Here is an 18,062-nt window from a genome sequence, read left to right as displayed (position 1 = left end):
CGAGGAGATGAGGACCGATGCATCTGGAAGCCTTTTATCATTTTACCAAAGACAGTTGGGCCTACGCCTACGACAACCGCACGATTCATCTGCGCCTCCGGACGAAGCGGGACGACGTCGAACGCGTCGAAGCCGTCTGGGGGGACAAATACGACTGGGGGAAAACGACCAAGACCGATCCGCTGCAGAAAATCGCCTCCGATGCCATGTTCGACTATTGGGAGGGCCGGTTCCGTCCCGAATTCAAACGAATGAACTACGGCTTCAAAATCTCGGCCGGCAATGAAACGGTTTGGATGATCGAGACCGGTATCACCCATAACGAACCGACTCCGCCGGGCGGGTATTTCGAGTATTCCTACATCCATGAGATCGACGTGTTCACGCCTCCCGAATGGGCCAAGGATGCGATTTTCTATCAGATTTTCCCCGATCGCTTCTGCAACGGCGACCCGTCCAACGATCCGGAAAGCGTTCAGCCCTGGGGCACCCCTCCCGACCCGCTCAACCATATGGGCGGTGACCTGCAAGGCGTTCTGGACAAACTCGACTACCTGTGCGATCTCGGCATCAACGCGATCTACTTCACGCCGCTGTTCGAGTCGTCTTCCAATCACAAGTACGACACGATCGATTACAAGAAGGTCGACCCTCACTTCGGAGACAGCGAGCTGTTGAAAAAGGTCGTGGAGGAATGCCACAAGCGCGGCATCCGGGTCGTGCTGGACGCCGTGTTCAACCACTGCAGCGAGAATTTCTTCGCCTTTAAGGACGTGCAGGAAAAGGGCAAGAACTCCAAGTATGCGGACTGGTTCCATGTTCGGGAGTTCCCCATCGCGGTCAGAGACGGGATTCCCACCTACGATACCTTCGGCTTCTTCGGCAACATGCCCAAATTTAACACGGCCAATCCCGAGGTCAAGGAGTATCTGCTCGACGTCGCCCGCTATTGGATCGAGGAGATCAAGCTGGACGGCTGGCGGCTCGATGTCGCCAACGAGATCGACCATCATTTCTGGCGCGAGTTCCGCCGGGTGGTCAAGGAAGCCAATCCCGAAGCCTATATCATCGGCGAGGTCTGGAACGATTCGATCAACTGGCTGCTCGGCGACCAGTTCGACTCCGTCATGAACTATCCGTTCTCCAACCGGGTGCTGGAGTTCTTCGTCTCCGGCCAAGTCGACGGCTTCACGTTCGCGAACAACATGGGCTGCCTGCTGATGCGTTACCCGCAGCAGGCCAACGAGGTCGTCTTCAACCTCCTGTGCAGCCACGACACCCCGCGGGCGCTGACGGTATGCGGCGAAGACAAACGCAAGCTGAAGCTCGCCATCGTCTTCCTCATGACATACATCGGTACGCCTTGTATCTTCTATGGAGACGAAATCGGGCTGAAAGGCGGACCCGATCCCGGCTGCCGGGTGTGCATGGAATGGGACCCCGAAAAGCAGGACAACGAGCTCTATGACTTCTACAAGCTGCTCATCAACCTGCGCAAGGAGAACAAGGTGCTGCGCGACGGACGGTTCCGCTTCCTGAAGGCCGATATGAACGACACGCGGATCGTCTACGAACGGATCGACGAAGACGACCACTTCCTGATCTGGATGAACAACACGATCGGTCCGACGACCATCGAGCATCCGATCGAAGCGGAAGGCTGGACCGATGCGCTGTCCGGGGAGGAAGTCACTCCCTACGAAGGCAAGCTGTCGATTCCGCTTGATCCGCTCGGTTACCGAATTCTCCGCCGCAGCCTGCGGCAGGACAAGAAGTAACCGGCGGTCATATAGAAGACAGAAAAGGAGCTGGGCGACCCGTTGTCGCTCAAGCTCCTTTCTGTCTTCTTGAAGGCGGGAATAGAGGCTTCTCCTCCCATCCACTCTATGAGACGGACTTCCCTTCCGCCGCTCCGCTCAGCTCCAGCGTCATGAACAAGCTGTTGGGGTCGTCCCAGTAAGCGGCAAACGGGCCGCATTCCCGGAAGCCAAAGCTCTCATAGAGCGCGTGGGCGGCATGGAACGCGGGGATCGACCGCGCTCCGGTCTCCAGGCTGACCCGCCGGTAGCCGCGGTGTCCGGCTTCCTCGAGAATTCGCCTCAGAAGGCTGCGGGCGACTCCCTTGCGGTGTTGGCCGTTCGCCGTCCGCATGGATTTGATCTCGCCGTGCCCGCCGTCCAGCTCCTTCAACGCTCCGATGCCGAGCAGCTCCCCATTCTCCCAGGCGCTGAAGAAGGTGACATCCGGCTGCCGCAGCTTCTCCACATCGAGCGCATGCGTGCTCTCCGGCGGCGACAAGGACGCCATATGCCGCAAATGCTCCTCGATGAGCGAGCGCACCTCCGCTCCGCTTAAATCGTCTTGAACAATTTCCATCTTGCATCCCCTCTCCCTCGCTAAGCGATTGTCCTATTCTAGCAAGAATCCCGCTGCTGCGGTAGAGGAATAGGAAGAAAGGCCTTCGGTTCCGCGCGAGAGCACGAAAATCGAAGGCCTCTTTTGTTCCTATACTCCGACAAGCGGGACGGTCCGGGGTGAGAATCAGACGTTTCCGTCCCGGATTCCCTTCAATTCATATTCATAGACATAAGGCCGGTTCGCATACAGCGTAAATTCCGGATGCGTCCGCGCTCCCCAGGAATCGTCTCCGCCGACGCCCATCTGGCGCTCGTTGACACGGACCACGGTCCTTCGGCTCTCGGGCAGCTTATACGGATGGTCATGCGCCTCCAGCTCCTCCGGCGAGTACGGCAGCGCCGACAGCTCGACGAGCGGGCAGCCGCGCACCTCCAGCCCCGTTCCGGCCGAGTTGGTCAGCCGGGCGTAGCGGACCTCCGTCTTGTTGCCGCATTCCTGCGGACGCAGGTAAGGGGTTACCTGCTCCGCCACGGAGGCCCGGAACTTGCCGATGCGCGCGCCGGTGCGGCGGTCCCAGTAATTCTCGTCCGGACCGCGCCCGTACCACTCCAGCCGGTCGAAGCTCCCGTCCAGGCTGAAGCGCATGCCCACCGCCGGAAGCTCCGGCAGCCCCGGCCCCGGCGTCAGCTCCTGCCGCACGCGGACCGTTCCATCGGCCGCGACGCGGTACTCGACGCGGACGCGCGATTGTGCGGCTTCCGGCAGCAGGAACTCCTGACGGACGGTGAGTCCGCCGTCCGTTCGTTCAAACGAGGCGCCGACGGCGAGGCGCTCTGCCCCGGCGCTCCGCCAGACGGCGGCGCGCGCCGGCAGCCCGTTGCCGCGGTCATTGTCGGTATAGGCCCGCCAGAAGTACGGCGCCGGGCCTTCTCCATCGGCCAGCAGCTCGGTTCCGGCGAGCTGCCACGACTCCAGGCTGCCCGTCGCCGCATCGAAGGCGATCCGGAAGCCCGCGCCTTCGGCGACCTCGCAGCCGCCCTGCCGGCCGATCCGCAGCGGCTCTCGCGCCGCATCGGCACGGTCACCAGCTGCAGCACGTTCGCCGGCCTCTGCTTCGGCCACGGATGCGCCTTCGGCGGCTTCCGTGGCGGCCGCTGCCGGCGTTACCGGCAGCACGAATTGGCCGAACGCCACTTCGTGGCCCTTTGCTGCCCAGAGCGTATCTTCCTTCAGCACGGCGGAAAGCGTCGCGACATACTCCTCGCCCGGCCGGGGATTCTCCGGCTGCGGCCAGGAGAAATACAGCGTCTCCGCGCTTCCCGGCGCAAGGGAATAGCTGCCGCGGCGCTCGGCAACGCATTCGCCATCCCGCTCCAGAGTGCAGACGAGCTCGAATGCGTCGAGGTCGGTGAACCGGTAGCGGTTTTCGACGCGCACCGCGCCCTTGCGCAGATCCACAGCCTGGAAGTGGAGGTTCTGATAGACCGCCTTCACTTCGGCGAGCTTCGGCGATGGGGTGCCGTCCGCGAAGATCAGCCCGTTGCCGCAGAAATTGCCGTCGTGCGGGGTCTCGCCGAAGTCGCCGCCGTAGGCCAGGTACTCCGTTCCCTCCGGCGTCTTCGACCGGATCGCCTGATCGATCCAGTCCCAGATGAAGCCGCCTTGAAGCACCGGATACCGGTGGAACAAGTCGACGTACTTGAACAGCCCGCCGGTCGAATTGCCCATCGAATGGCTGTATTCGCAGAGAATGAACGGCTTCTTGCCGGTGCCGTTGCCGAGCTGCTCCAGCTGGGGATCGAACCGGTCCATCCTGGCATACTGCTCCACCCGCTCAGGGGAAGTGTACATGTGGCTTTCGATGTCGCTCGCCGAAGAGCTCGGCCGGTGATGGAATACGCCCTCGTAATGGACGAGCCGGCTCGGGTCGGCGGCCTTGAGATAATCGTGCATGAGGACGAAGTTGCGGCCGCCCCACGACTCGTTGCCGAGCGACCAGATCACGACGGACGGATGGTTCTTGTCGCGCTGCAGCATGGAGTTGCAGCGGTCGAGCACATTCGCCGTCCATTCCGGCTTGCCGGCGGGCACGGTGTCGCGCTCCTCCTGGGGAGGCTGCCCGTAGGCCCAACTGCCGTGCGTCTCCAGGTTCGTCTCGTCGATCACATAGAGGCCGTACTCGTCGCACAGGTCGTACCAGAGCGGATGGTTGGGATAGTGCGACGTGCGCACGGCGTTGATGTTGTGCCGCTTCATCAGCTCGATATCCCGCCGCATCTCCGCCTCTCCGACCGCACGGCCCTTGTCGCAGGAAAATTCGTGCCGATTGACGCCGAGAAAAACGATCCGTTCGCCGTTGATCCGCATTAACCCGTCCTTCAGCTCGAACGTGCGGAAGCCTACCCGGTGGGAAGCCGCCTCCAGCCGTTCGCCGTCTTCGGCCGTCAGCTCCAGCACGAGCGTATACAGGTGCGGCTGCTCGGCGCTCCATTTGAGCGGGTTTTCCACGGACAAGGTCAGCTCGAATTCGACGGCTTCCCGGTCATCCACGGAGAAGCCGTGGCGCGCCTCGGCACCGGGCACCGGCTTACCGCTGCGGTCGTACAGCCGGGCGGTCAGGCTATGCCGTCCCCGATTGGCGGCGTCGTAATTGCGCACCTGTACCTTCACCCGCAAAGAGCCGTCCCGGTAAACCGAATCCAGCGCGGGCGTCGCGAAGAAATCGTAGACATGCACAGGCTTCTTCGTATACAGGTAGACCTCGCGGAAGATGCCCGACAGCCGCCAGAAGTCCTGATCCTCCAGCCAACTCGCGTCGCACCAGCGGTATACCTCGACGGCGAGCCGGTTCTCGCCTTCCTTCAGATAAGGCGTAAGGTCAAATTCCGCCGGTGTGAACGTATCCTCGCTGTAGCCGACCAGTTCCCCATTGAGCCAGACGTAGAAGGCGGACTCCACCCCCTGAAAGCTGACGAACACCGGCTGGCCGCTCCATTCGGCCGGAACGGTAAAGGTGCGGAGGTAAGAGCCGACCGGGTTGTACTTCGTCGGCGCGAACGGCGGCTTCAAGTCCTCGTGGCCGACCCAGGGATAAACGACATTCGTATATTGGGGAAAATCGTAGCCTTGGAGCTGCCAGTGGGAGGGGACCGGAATCGTGTCCCAGCCGGACGCATCGAAGTCCTCCCGATAGAAGTCCGCAGGGCGGCTGTCCGGATTCTCGGCAAAATGAAACCTCCAGTCGCCGTTCAAAGACCGCACGAACGGCGTCGCGGTCCGGTCGTTCTTCAGCGCTTCCTCCGCGGAAGGGTAAGGCAGGAAAAAGGCATGGGCGTCCATTCGGCCGATTTGGAATAGGTCCGGGTTGTTGTTCCACTCGGGATACCCGTTGGCGGGAGGGGTATACGTTAGTTTTTTCGGCATGCTGCACCTCGGATTCGATTGGGATGAAGGTTAAGTTTCACCTTTATTTTACTCACAATGCCGAACAGCGGAAAGCCAACAATACTCCCATTACCCTAACGATATTCGCATGGGGATTCTGCACTTTTCCAACCTGCCCGCTCCGAACAGTCATCTATCTTTCTCCCAAGTCTAAACCGAATAAAAGGACGCACATAGCATAGTCTTAGAGGTTCGGCGCTGCCGTCCCCAATCCCAAGCGGAGGGGAGGTGAATACGGTGAAAGGTTCACTTCGAACGGCGCTTAAGCGGAGCACGACCCTCATCCGTCAACTGATCACGTTTTTGTTCCCGACGATTTTCCCGGGGACGTCGGTCGTGACCCGATCGTTCCGGGTCACCCAACTCGTAAACAACGGAGAAGTGATTGTATCTCAAAGCCGAGCGACCGGAAGTACCGCCACACCTGTCGTCCGGTATCAACTCGTGAATGCCGGAACCGGCTTGCCGGTGACCAACAGCATCACGGTGACGGGAACCCGCATCGTCGTCCTGCCCTTCGTGCTTCCTCCCGGAACGTTTCGGCTCAGAATTGCCAATAGTGGAACGGGCGGAGTTCGGGTGGAAGGGGTCATCCTCGTTTTTTAAAGGAAGACGGAAAGAATCCCCGCTGGTCATACAAGGCGGGGATTCTTACTGTTTACGTTCTGCCGCACCGTCTGGAATCGCAGCTTCGTTCGGTCGGCTCTCCCCTTCGGTCACAAGGGAGCCGGAGCCGCCACGCTGTCGTCCAGATCGAGTCTCAGCAAGAGCCCGGCGTGAGCAAGACCGCTGCCGAAGCCGTAGAGCAGAGCGAGTTGGCCGTTTCGCACCCTGCCCTCGCGGACCCCAAGGTCCAGCGCGAGCGGAATGCTGGCGGCGGAGGTATTGCCGAATTTCACCAGGCTGTACAGCGACTGAGCCAGCGGGTAATTCAGCCGCTCGCAGATCGGCTCGATCATCCGCAGGTTCGCGCTGTGCGGAATGAACCAATCCACCTGCTCCATGCCGATGCCGGCCTTGCGCAGCACCTCCTCGACTCCCTGCGGCACCGTCCGCACCGCCCAGCGGAAGACCTCGCGGCCGTTCTGCACCAGCCAGCCGCTGTCATTCAGCTCCACGCCGTTGACCTGCTTGGCCAAGCCGGTGCGGTAGACCTGCTGGGCTCCGCTGCCGTCACTGCCCAGGTGATGGCTCAGGAAGCGGTCGGTTTCGGCCGTCTCGACCAGCGCGGCGCCCGCCCCGTCGCCGAACAGAATGCAGGTGCTGCGGTCGCTGTAGTCCGTGATCTTCGACAGCGCGTCCGCTCCGACAACCAGCACCTTACGGTGCAGCCCGGATGCGACAAGCGCATGGGCCATATGCAGTGCATAGACAAAGCCGGCGCAGGCGGCGCTCAAATCGAACGCCCCCGCCGTGAGAGGAATCCCCAGACGGTGCTGAAGGATGGAAGCCGTCGAAGGGAAAGCGAAATCCGGCGTGCTCGTGGCTACGATGATCTGATCGATGTCGCCGGCGTCCTTTCCATAACGCCGGAGGAGATCCTGCACGGCGGCGCAGGCCAAATCGCTCGTATATTCATCCGGGCGGCTGATTCGCCGTTCGCGGATGCCGGTCCGCTGGACGATCCATTCGTCGTTCGTCTCCACCATCTGCTCCAGCTCGCGGTTGCCGAGCCGCCGTTCCGGCACATAAGACCCGATCGCGCTGATTCTGGCGCCGTATCCCATCTCTGCCACCTGCCTAGTTTAGTATTTGGTATTAGTACCTGGTACTAATTCTCTTATTGATTATACCTCCTTTTCTTTTCGTTTGCAAAGAGGGGCCCTGGCCGAGGTGGATGCGGTCCGAATAAATCGGCAAAAAGCGCCTTTCCCCCGGGCTATTCCGGGGAAAGGGCGCTTCGAACCACGCAAAGCTTTAGAGCGCTTGCGGTTGTTCAGCTCGCGGTCTGCATGCGCTTATCTTGCGGTCTGTTTGCGCTTATCTTGCGGTCTGCTTGCGGCCAGCCGACGGACTGTCGCCAGCCCGCCTGCGATTGCTTATGACAGCCGGTTGCGGTAGTCCTCGTACTGGAAGCGGCGAACGACCTTGCTGCCTTCCCCCTCGCGATAGAGGGCAATGGACGGCAGATTGACGCCGTTGAACATGTGGTTCTTGACCATCGTGTAGTGGGCCATGTCGGTGAAGACGAGCTTGTCGCCGGCCTTCAGCGGCTCGGGGAACGAATAGTCGCCGATCACGTCGCCCGCCAGGCAGGTCAGCCCGCCGAGCCGGTAGGTATGGGCGAACTCGCCCGGCTGTCCGGCGCCGAGGATCGTCGGGCGGTACGGCATCTCCAGCACGTCCGGCATGTGGCAGGTGGCGGAGGTGTCGAGGATGGCCAGGTTCATCCCGTTGTCGATCGTGTCCAGCACCGTGGTCACCAGGTAGCCGGTATTCAGCGCGATCGCCTCGCCCGGCTCCAGGTAGACGTGGACGCCGTACTTGTCCTGGATGTGCGTGATGCAGCGGACGAGCCGCTCGATGTCGTAATCGGGGCGGGTGATGTGGTGGCCGCCGCCGAAGTTGAGCCATTTCATCCCCGGCAGGAACTCGCCGAACTTCTCCTCCACGGCTGCGAGCGTCCGCTCCAGCGTATCCGAGTTCTGCTCGCAGAGCGCATGGAAATGCAGGCCGTCCAGCCCTTCCAGTTCGTCCGGGCGGAAGTTCGCCCGGGTGACGCCGAGCCGGGAATAGGCGTAGCACGGATCGTAGAGCGGCGTCGCCACTTCCGAATACTCGGGATTGACGCGGATGCCGCATTCGATCGTTTTGCCGGGATAGCTCTTGACTTTATCCTTGAACCGGTTCCATTGGTCGAACGAATTGAACACGATGTGATCGGCATACGTCAGCATCTCGTCGAACTCGCCGTCCACATACGCCGGAGCGTACACGTGGACCTCCTTGCCCATTTCCTCGTAGCCGAGACGGGCTTCGAACAGGGAACTGGAGGTGACGCCCTTCAGGTATTCGCCGATCAGCGGGTACAGCTCGAACATCGAGAACCCCTTCTGCGCGAGCAGGATGCTGGCGCCGGTCCGGTCCTGGACGGATTTCAGAATCTCCAGATTGCGCCGGATCAACCGTTCGTCCACGAGGTAGCAAGGCGAAGGCAGGGAACGGATATCGATGTCCATCTTACACCTCGTCCAGCAGGACGGGCGCCAGGTCTTCTTTCCAGGGCAGTCCGTGCTTGTTCAGCGCGTCCATGAACGGGTCCGGATCGAACTCTTCGACGTTGTAGACGCCGGGTTTCTTCCAGACGCCTTGGAGGATCAGCATGGCGCCGATCATCGCCGGAACGCCGGTCGTATAGGAGATTGCCTGGGAGCCGACTTCGGCATAGGCTTCCTGATGGTCGCAGACGTTGTAGACGTAGTAGGTCTTCTCCTTGCCGTCCTTCACGCCGCGGATGATGCAGCCGATGTTCGTCTTGCCCTTCGTGCGCGGTCCGAGCGAGGCCGGGTCCGGCAGGATCGCCTTCAGGAACTGCAGCGGGATGATTTCCTTGCCCTCGAACTCGATCGGCTCGATGGAGGTCATGCCGACGTTTTCCAGCACCTTCAGGTGGGTCAGGTAATTGTCCGAGAAGGTCATCCAGAAGCGGATGCGCTTCACGCCTTTTATGTTAACGGCCAGCGATTCGAGCTCTTCATGGTACAAAAGGTAAATATTCTTCGGTCCAACCTCGTCGAAGTCGTAGGATTGCTTAACCGACAGCGGAGCCGTTTCGATCCATTCGCCGTTCTCGAAATAGCGGCCGTTCGCCGTTATCTCGCGGATGTTGATCTCCGGGTTAAAGTTGGTGGCGAAGGGATAGCCGTGGTCGCCGCCGTTCGCGTCGAGAATGTCGATGGTATGAATTTCGTCAAAATGGTGCTTTTGCGCATAAGCCGTGAACACGCCGGTCACGCCCGGGTCGAAGCCGCTGCCGAGGAGAGCGGTGATGCCGGCTTCTTCGAACTTTTGCTTGTAAGCCCATTGCCATTTGTATTCGAACTTCGGCGTATCGGGCGGCTCGTAGTTAGCCGTGTCCACGTAGTGGACTTTGGTTGCCAGGCAAGCGTCCATGATGCTCAGATCCTGGTAAGGGAGAGCGACATTGATGACGACATCCGGCTGAAAGCTGCGGATCAGGTCGATGACCTCGTCCGTGTTATCGGCGTCCAGTCGAGCAGTCTGGATCTTCGTGCGCCCGCCGGTAAGCTTGGCCTTCAGGGCGTCGCACTTCTCCTTCGTCCTGCTCGCGATGCAAATTTCCTCAAATACGTCCGGATTCTGGCAGCACTTGTGCACGACGACACTCGCTACACCGCCAGCGCCAATAATCAACGCCTTACCCAAAATAGCATTCCTCCAGTTCAATAGGGCTGTGCTTTCCAACAAACAAAATTGATTATACCTATAATGGATGGCAATATCAATTAAACTCGACAAAAACCGGGATAAAACCGGAATCGGCCTGCATTTGCTCACAAAATCTTAAACTATTGTAAAGCTTGCAGCGATTTTCCTCCCGAATGCTAGAGTATTCTCCGCTTTCCTCGCGGTACCCAGCGTTTCCCGCTTAAAAAGTCACCGGCTGCCGTGCTAGAATGAAGGTCTTTGGAAAGGAGCGCCCGACATGTCCTTACTCCTCGGTTCCTACGTCTCGATGGGCGGCCCGAAGATGCTCTTGCAAGCGAGCGAAGAAGCCGCCTCGTATGGTGCCAATACGTTCCTGATCTACACCGGAGCTCCGCAAAACTCGCGGCGCAAGCCGATTGAGGCCTATAACCTCGAAGCCGGACACGAGCACATGCGCCGGCACGGGATCTCGCAGATTGTCGTCCATGCCCCCTTTCTCATCAATCTCGCAAACACGGTGAATCCGCAGGTGTTCGCCCACAGCGTCTCCTTTCTGCGGGAAGAGTTGGTTCGGACGGAAGCGCTCGGCTCAAGCCAGCTTGTGCTGCATCCCGGCTCCCATGTGGGAGCGGGCGGGGACGCGGGCCTCCGCAAAATCGCGGAGGGCTTGAATGAAGTGCTGGCCGAGCGAAGCCAGGTGCAAATCTCGCTCGAGACGATGGCGGGCAAGGGCACCGAGCTGGGGGTCCGCTTCGAGGAGCTGGCCCGGATGATCGATGCGGTGTCGAACAACGACCGCTTGTCCGTCTGTCTCGATACCTGCCATATTCACGACGCCGGCTATCCGGTGGCCGAAGATTTCGACGGCATCCTGGCGGAATTCGACCGCGTGATCGGGCTCGACCGGCTCAAGGTGCTCCATATCAACGATTCGAAGCACGAGCGAGGCTCACGGAAGGATCGCCACGAGAACATCGGCCATGGCCGAATCGGGCTGAAGGCGCTCGATTATGTCGTTCACCATCCGCAGTTGAGCGGGCTCCCCATGCTGCTGGAGACGCCCTCCATCGGTCCGGTCAAATACAAGGACGCCCCTTACCGGCACGAGATCGCCCTGCTTCGCCGCGAAGTCTCGGAGCCTGTGACGAAGCGCCTTTAACCCAAGGCAAGTCGGACGCCTGCCGTCGATGATGGGGCAGCTCGCTTCAATGCGTTCAAGCGGCGATTTGCAATGACAACTCTTACACTTGGGTAACTTTTTTTGGGCTTTTTACAAACTGGTGACACTTCCACTCCATCCGTTGACAAGGCGTGAGCCCTCGACTACGATTAACCCCATAATCTTATTGGTTATGTAGGAATTAAATAAGCGCCGCGCTGACTGGAACGCCAGAGGCCGGACTCTACCGCTTGATCGAAGCGGCGAGTCCGGCCTTTTCGCTTCATCCAGTCCGCCGGCCCGAATGGGGAGATGGACCATGGCGCAAGCCGCAAGCGAGGAAACGGCCGACCTTTTCGGGCATTTGGTCAGAAGGCATCCGTGCTTCAGCGAGGAAGGGCATTTTACCCGCGGCCGCATTCACCTGCCGGTTAGCCCTGCGTGCAACATCCGGTGCAGGTTTTGCAAGCGCGCCTTCAACAAAATCGAGAACCGTCCCGGCGTAGCGGGAAGGCTGCTCTCCCCCGAGCAGGCTTCCCAGCTCGTCGCCAAGGCCCTCGAGCTCTGTCCGGAGCTGACGGTGGCCGGGATCGCCGGTCCCGGAGATACGCTCGCGACGCCGCATGCGCTTGAGACCTTCGAGCGAATCCGCCGGGATCACCCCGGCCTTATTTACTGTCTCAGCACGAACGGCCTCCTGCTGGAGCGCCATACGGAACGGATCGCCGCCGCCGGAGTGGCGACGCTTACGGTGACCGTGAACGCGGTCGATCCCGGCGTTCTCGAACGGATCTGCTCCGCCGTCGTGCTGGACGGCCGGCTCCTTCAAGGCCGGGAAGCGGCGGAGACGCTGATCCGCGCCCAGCTCGCCGGCATCCGCAGGGCCGCCGAAGCGGGCATCGTGATCAAGATCAATACGGTGCTCATTCCCGGCGTAAACGACGGGCATGTGGAAGAGATCGCCCGCCGCACCCGGGCCGCAGGCGCCACGCTCCTTAACCTTATCCCGCTCATCCCGCAGCACAAAATGAGCGGGTTCCCTGCCCCCGATTGCTTCCAGCTTGCGGAAGCAAGGGCCGCCGCCGAGCGGCATCTGCCAGTCTTCCGGCACTGCCGGCAGTGCCGCGCCGATGCGTGCGGCATTCCCGGGGCGAAGCGCGACCTCGGACCGCTGCTCTACGGGCAGCCGTTCGAGGAGACCTTCTCCCACGGCTGAAGCGGCAGGGATGTGCAGACCAACCAAGCCGAGAGGAGCCCTGCGTTATGACCATTCAAGTCGCCGTCGCCAGTGTGGACGGCCTCGCCGTCAATCAGCATTTCGGCCGCGCGGAACGGTTCCTGATCTACCGGATCGGAGAAGACGGCCGCACGGAGCTGGCGGAGGACCGCCCTGTCCGTCGCGCCTGCGGCAACGGCGATCATGAAACGGAGGCGCTGGCCGCAGCGGCCGCTGCGCTCGCCGATTGCCGCTTCGCCCTCGTCGCCCGAATCGGCCCGGCTGCCGAGAAGGCGCTGGCGAAGCGGGGCGTGCTGGCTTTTGAGACCGCCGGCCCGGTGGAGAGCGCGCTCGGCAAGCTGGCTGCGCACCTTAGCCGCAGCCGCAGCCGGACAGCGCCGGCAAGCCCCGATTCCTCCGCTCTTGTGAACCCCATTCCTCTGCAGTTCAACCCGACCACAACCAAGGAGTGAAGAACATGCCCAAGAAGCTTAAACAAATCGCCATCTACGGCAAAGGCGGGATCGGCAAATCGACGACGACCTCCAACATCAGCGCCGCCCTGTCCACCGCGGGATACAAGGTAATGCAGTTCGGCTGCGACCCGAAGAGCGACTCGACCAACACGCTGCGCGGCGGCGAATACATCCCCACGGTCCTCGACACCCTCCGGGAAAAAACCAAGCTCCATGCCCACGACGTGATTTTCCAAGGCTTCAACGGCATCTACTGCGTGGAAGCGGGCGGCCCCGCTCCGGGCGTCGGCTGCGCCGGACGAGGCATCATCACCGCCGTCCAGCTGTTCAAGCAGCAGCGCGTGTTCGAGGAGCTCGATCTCGATTACGTCATCTACGACGTGCTCGGGGACGTCGTCTGCGGCGGCTTCGCCGTGCCGGTCCGCGAAGGAATCGCCGAGCATGTGTTTACCGTCTCATCCGCCGACTTCATGGCGGTCTACGCCGCCAACAACCTGTTCAAGGGCATCCACAAGTATTCCAATTCCGGCGGGGCCCTGCTCGGAGGCGTGATCGCCAATTCGATCAACGCTCCTTACTCGAAGGCCATCATCGACGACTTTGTCGCCCGGACGAAGACCCAGGTGATGGAATACGTGCCCCGCTCCGTCACCGTCACGCAAAGCGAGCTGCAGGGCAAGACGACGATCGAGGCAGCGCCGGATTCGCAGCAGGCGAGGATCTACCGCGAGCTCGCCCGCAAGATCGACGAGCATGAGGTCTCCCGGGTTCCCGCCCCCATGGAAGTGAGTGAGCTGCGCGAATGGGCGGCTAAGTGGGGGGAGCAACTGGTTGCTCTTTCCGTCTAGCCGATGGAGACGAAAGAGCAACTGGTGGCCTTGGAAAGCGGCGTCGTCACCCCCCAGGCCGTGGGCAACCTCTAATCCGAAGCGCCCCTGGGGCCGCTCCTGCACGCAAGGATTCTAGTAATAGAAGGGAATGATTCGCAATGGCCAAAATCGCCGCAAGCCTCACGGAGTTGATCGGCAACACCCCGCTGTTGGAACTTAACCGGTTTGCCCGCTCCCACGAGCTGCACGCCCGGATCGTCGCGAAGCTGGAATATTTCAATCCGGCGGGCAGCGTCAAAGATCGAATCGGCCTCGCCATGATCGAGGCGGCCGAACGCGACGGCCTGCTGACGCCGGACACCGTAATCGTCGAGCCGACCAGCGGCAACACGGGCATCGCCCTCGCCTTCGTCGCCGCCTCGCGCGGCTACCGGCTGGTCCTGACCATGCCGGATACGTTCAGCATCGAACGGCGGAACCTGCTCAGGGCGCTCGGCGCCGAACTGGTGCTGACGCCCGGAGCCGAGGGCATGCGCGGAGCCGTCCGCCGCGCCGAAGAGCTGGCGACCGAGCTGCCCCGCTCGTTCGTGCCGCAGCAGTTCAACAACCCGGCGAACCCCGAGGTTCATCGCCGCACGACGGCGGAGGAAATCTGGCGGGATACCGACGGCGAAGTCGACCTGTTCGTCGGCGGCGTCGGCACCGGCGGAACGGTGACCGGCGTCGGCGAAGCACTGAGGGAGCGCAAGTCCGATGTGCAGGTGGTCGCCGTCGAGCCGGACGACTCGCCCGTCCTCTCCGGCGGCGCTGCCGGCCCGCACCGAATTCAAGGCATCGGTGCCGGTTTCGTGCCGAAGATCTTCAACCGGGATGTCGTCGATGAAATCTATCGGGTAAAGAACGAGGAAGCGCTGGATACGGCGCGCGAGCTGGCCCGCACGGAAGGGCTGGTCGTCGGCATCTCCTCCGGGGCCGCCGCATTCGCAGCTCTCCGGTTGGCCAAGCGCAAAGAGAATGCCGGCAAGACGATCGTCGTCCTGCTGCCCGATACGGGCGAGCGTTACCTCTCCACCGTGCTCTTCCAGGAGCCCGCCGAAAGGAGCGCGAGCCGATGAGCCAAGTGATCGAACGGCCGAGATTCACCTGCGCACTGGGGGGCGCGATCGGCACGGTGCAGGCGCTGCCGCGGGCGATTCCGATCCTGCACAGCTCGCCGGGCTGCGGCGGCAATCTGGCCGGAGCCTTGAGCGGAGCGTCCGGCTACCACGGCGGCAGCTACTGCGGCGGCAATGCGCTGCCGAGCTCGAACGTCTCCGAACGCGACATCGTGTTCGGCGGCGAGGAACGGCTCTCCGAGCAGATCGAGAATACGCTGAAGATCATGGACGGCGACCTCTACTTCGTGGTCACCGGCTGCATGGTGGAAATGATCGGCGACGATGTGCATTCGGTTGTGAAACAATTCGCAAACAGCGATCATCCGGTATATGGAACCGAAACGACCAGCTTCAAGGGCAATTCCTACCAAGGGTACGACGACGTGCTGCAAGCGCTCGTCCGCGACTTCGTCGAGCCTACGGCCGCCAAGGATGCGCTGACCGTAAACCTGTTCGGCATCGTCCCGCTGCAGGACGTGTTCTGGAAGGGCAACCTCGACGCGCTGAAGGAGCTGCTGCAGAAGCTCGGCCTCACCGTCAATACCTTTTTCGGCACCGGGGAAACGATCGAGAACCTGCGGCAGTCGGCGCGGGCTTCGCTGAACCTCGTCGTGTCCGACGTCTATGGCCAGGCCACCGCCGAGACCTACGAGGAGGTCCACGGCGTCCCCTTCCTGACGCTGCCGCTGCCGATCGGCGACCATGCCACCGCCGCCTTCCTGCTCGCGGTCGGCGAGGCGCTCGGGCTGGAGCCGGACCAAGTCGACCAAGTTGTCGCGGGAGAGCGCCGGGTGTATTACGACTTCCTGCAGCGGTTGTCCGACTCCTACAACGACCTCGATTTTCAGCGCTATGCCGTCGTCGTCGGAGACGTGAACTACGCGCAGGCCGTTACCCGCTTCCTCGCCGACGACCTCGGCTGGCTGCCGGAGCTCGCCGTCGTCACCGACCCGCTGGAGCCCGAGCAGCGGGAGCGGCTGCAGGCCCGCTTCGGGGGCTTCCGTTCCGGCCTCGCTCCGGAGGTCGTGTTCGACCCGAACGGCAACAATGTCGGCAAGCACATCAACCGCCACTGGCCGCAGTCGAACGGGCAGCGGTATTACGAGGGCTTCAGCCCCGGCTTCCTGGTCGGCAGCGTCATGGAGCGCGACGTGGCGGAGCAGTTCAAGGTGCCGTTGCTCGCCGTCAGCTACCCGATCACCAACCGCATCGTGTTGAACCGGGCTTACGCGGGCTATAAGGGCGGATTGTCCCTGGCGGAGGACATCCTCAGCCTGGTCGTCGCCCACCGCTGAACGGCCTTCCGACCCTATCGCCCATCCCAATATGAAGGAGTGAGAAACCCATGGATTACCTCGATCAAAAGGCGCCTCCCATCCGCGAGGACCGGCTCGCCGCCTGCGGGGCGTACGGAGGCTCCTGCTGCGACCTGTCCGACCAATCGAAGAAAGGCGGCTGCCTGTTCAACACCAAGCGCACCTTCTCCCAGACGCAGGGCTGCCAGCTCAGCCTGAGCCTCGGCATGGTCGCCTCGATGCGCGACTCCGTCGTCATCGTCCACAGTCCGGGCGGCTGCGGCGCCAATATGCTGCAGATGGCCGGCATCAACAAGGTCTTCCAGCAGATGCGCAGCGCCTCGGCCCGGGGGCTCCGCTGGATCAGCACCAACCTCGACGAGGTCGACGTCATCCAGGGCGGCGAGAAAAAGCTGCGCGAGGCCGTGCTCCTGGCCGAGAAGGAATTCCGGCCGGAGGCCATTCTGGTGATGAATTCCTGCGTACCCGCGCTGATCGGCGACGACATCGACAGCGTGCTCGACGATCTGCAGCAGCAAGTGAGCGCCCGCATCGTCCCCATCCACTGCGAAGGCTTCCGAACCAAGATCCAGGCGACCGCTTATGACGCGGTGTACCACGGCATTCTGCGCAACCTGGTCGGCGAGGATAAGCTCAAGGTCAAGCGCGAGCCCAGTCCCGATCCGCTGGCCGAAGCCGAACGCCAGGCGCGCATCGGCCGCACGGTCAACCTGCTCAACGTCGGGTCGATGAGCCGGGTCGACGAAGTCGAGCTGATCCGCATCCTGAACGCGCTCGACCTGAAGGTGCGGGTGCTGCCCTGCTTCAGCCATCCGGACGACTTCGCCGATTCCTACGAAGCCGCGCTCAATGTCAGCATCTGCGCCACGCACGACGATTACTTCGTCGAGCATTTCCTCACCAAGTACAACGTCCCGTTCGTCCTGCGGACGATTCCGATCGGCATCGCCAATACCAACAGATGGATTCGCGATATCGCCGCCTTCTTCGGCATTGAGGAGCGGGCGGAACGCTTGATCGCCGCCGAGACCAAGCTGCTCGACGAGGCCCTCGTTCCGTATCGCCGGCAGCTCGCCAGCAAGAAGGTGTTTCTCACCGGCGGAGAAATCCGCATCATGACGACCGCCGAGCTGCTGCATAACCTCGGAATGGAAGTGATCGGGCTGCGCGGCTATCATTTCGATAAATTCGGAGAGCTTCTGCTCGACGAATTCCTCGAGGACGTACCGGAAGCGAAGGAGGCTTCGTTCAACATCGGCGCGGGGCAGGTATTCGAGCAGGCCAACCTGCTAAACCGGCTGAAGCCCGATCTGTTCGTCGGCCACGGCGGCTGCAACAGCACAGCCTCCAAGCAGGGCTTCCCGATCTTCCCGCTGTTCGGGCAGAGCAACGACTACCTCGGCTACCAAGGGGTGTTCGAGGTCGCTTCCCGCGTCGCCCGGCTGATGCGCAACCCGGCGTACAACGCCAATCTTGGCGTGAACGCCAAGCTGCCCTACCGCGACTCCTGGTTCGAGGAGCATCCGTTCCGGTACATCGACCAATCCGCGCTTTCGGCGGAGGACCCGGCCCGGGCATGAGGCTTAGCCGGCCCGCATCCGGTCCGATCTTCGTATAAGTCGGAATCGGCAAGCTCCCGCAAGTCCGCTGCTGCCAATCTGATCCTGCAAGTCTGCTTCTGCCCGTCCGATCCCGTAAAAAAGGAGTGATTTCCGGT

At 61.8% G+C, this 18,062-nt stretch carries 14 protein-coding genes; 9 read left to right on the top strand and 5 right to left on the bottom strand.

Annotated elements, in window-relative coordinates:
* Window positions 1–17: 17 nt before the first annotated feature.
* A complete protein-coding gene (locus tag ACSEXS_RS16215) occupies window positions 18–1,778 on the top strand; it encodes an alpha-glycosidase (RefSeq protein ID WP_438434280.1) in 1,761 nt (586 codons plus the stop codon).
* A 106-nt stretch (window positions 1,779–1,884) separates the two neighbouring features.
* On the opposite strand, the gene ACSEXS_RS16210 is transcribed toward ACSEXS_RS16215, so the two are convergent.
* Together ACSEXS_RS16210 and lacZ are read right to left on the bottom strand one after the other, a co-directional pair.
* A complete protein-coding gene (locus ACSEXS_RS16210) occupies window positions 1,885–2,376 on the bottom strand; it encodes a GNAT family N-acetyltransferase (protein ID WP_438434279.1) in 492 nt (163 codons plus the stop codon).
* Between the two features lie 165 nt (window positions 2,377–2,541).
* Window positions 2,542–5,781 carry a beta-galactosidase, LacZ type gene (gene lacZ / locus ACSEXS_RS16205; RefSeq protein WP_438434278.1) on the bottom strand — a complete coding sequence of 1,080 codons (3,240 nt, stop codon included), beginning with the start codon at window positions 5,779–5,781 and terminating at the stop codon, window positions 2,542–2,544.
* Window positions 5,782–6,039: 258 nt separating this feature from the next.
* On the opposite strand from lacZ, the gene ACSEXS_RS16200 reads away from it, so the two are divergent.
* Window positions 6,040–6,408 carry a hypothetical protein gene (locus tag ACSEXS_RS16200; protein ID WP_438434277.1) on the top strand — a complete coding sequence of 123 codons (369 nt, stop codon included), beginning with the start codon at window positions 6,040–6,042 and terminating at the stop codon, window positions 6,406–6,408.
* 110 nt (window positions 6,409–6,518) lie between these two features.
* Here ACSEXS_RS16200 and ACSEXS_RS16195 read toward each other — a convergent pair whose 3' ends face one another.
* The 3 genes from ACSEXS_RS16195 to ACSEXS_RS16185 form a co-directional block, all read right to left on the bottom strand.
* The gene (locus ACSEXS_RS16195) at window positions 6,519–7,529 is read right to left on the bottom strand and encodes a ketoacyl-ACP synthase III (RefSeq protein ID WP_438434276.1); all 1,011 of its coding nucleotides are present in this window, start codon (window positions 7,527–7,529) and stop codon (window positions 6,519–6,521) included.
* Between the two features lie 312 nt (window positions 7,530–7,841).
* Window positions 7,842–8,981 carry a carboxynorspermidine decarboxylase gene (nspC, locus tag ACSEXS_RS16190; RefSeq protein ID WP_438434275.1) on the bottom strand — a complete coding sequence of 380 codons (1,140 nt, stop codon included), beginning with the start codon at window positions 8,979–8,981 and terminating at the stop codon, window positions 7,842–7,844.
* A 1-nt stretch (window position 8,982) separates the two neighbouring features.
* Window positions 8,983–10,188, bottom strand: coding sequence for a saccharopine dehydrogenase family protein (locus ACSEXS_RS16185; RefSeq protein WP_438434274.1), 1,206 nt, complete (start codon window positions 10,186–10,188; stop codon window positions 8,983–8,985).
* Between the two features lie 280 nt (window positions 10,189–10,468).
* Between ACSEXS_RS16185 and ACSEXS_RS16180 the strand changes: the two genes are divergently transcribed.
* From ACSEXS_RS16180 to ACSEXS_RS16150, 7 genes are all read left to right on the top strand, one after another.
* Window positions 10,469–11,350: a deoxyribonuclease IV gene (locus tag ACSEXS_RS16180; protein WP_438434273.1), complete on the top strand. Its 882-nt coding sequence runs from the start codon at window positions 10,469–10,471 to the stop codon at window positions 11,348–11,350.
* Between the two features lie 319 nt (window positions 11,351–11,669).
* A complete protein-coding gene (locus ACSEXS_RS16175; RefSeq protein ID WP_438434272.1) occupies window positions 11,670–12,566 on the top strand; it encodes a radical SAM protein in 897 nt (298 codons plus the stop codon).
* A 47-nt stretch (window positions 12,567–12,613) separates the two neighbouring features.
* Entirely contained in the window at window positions 12,614–13,039 is a 426-nt protein-coding gene (locus ACSEXS_RS16170) for a NifB/NifX family molybdenum-iron cluster-binding protein (protein ID WP_438434271.1), read from the top strand.
* A 5-nt stretch (window positions 13,040–13,044) separates the two neighbouring features.
* Window positions 13,045–13,890 (top strand): nitrogenase iron protein, encoded by an 846-nt coding sequence (nifH, locus tag ACSEXS_RS16165; RefSeq protein ID WP_438434270.1) that lies wholly within the window; start codon window positions 13,045–13,047, stop codon window positions 13,888–13,890.
* A 140-nt stretch (window positions 13,891–14,030) separates the two neighbouring features.
* Window positions 14,031–14,987, top strand: coding sequence for a cysteine synthase A (cysK, locus tag ACSEXS_RS16160; protein ID WP_438434269.1), 957 nt, complete (start codon window positions 14,031–14,033; stop codon window positions 14,985–14,987).
* Window positions 14,984–16,324 (top strand): nitrogenase component 1, encoded by a 1,341-nt coding sequence (locus ACSEXS_RS16155; RefSeq protein ID WP_438434268.1) that lies wholly within the window; start codon window positions 14,984–14,986, stop codon window positions 16,322–16,324. The genes cysK and ACSEXS_RS16155 overlap by 4 nt, the downstream gene beginning before the upstream one ends.
* Window positions 16,325–16,374: 50 nt before the next feature.
* Complete coding sequence (locus tag ACSEXS_RS16150) at window positions 16,375–17,925, top strand: nitrogenase component 1 (protein ID WP_438434267.1); 1,551 nt, start codon at window positions 16,375–16,377, stop codon at window positions 17,923–17,925.
* The last annotated feature ends 137 nt before the right edge of the window (window positions 17,926–18,062 follow it).

The organism is Gorillibacterium terrae, assembly GCF_051594785.1.
Taxonomy (GTDB): domain Bacteria; phylum Bacillota; class Bacilli; order Paenibacillales; family NBRC-103111; genus Gorillibacterium.
The sequence above is the reverse complement of the archived record's forward strand: the minus strand, read 5'-3'. Positions and strand labels throughout refer to the sequence as shown.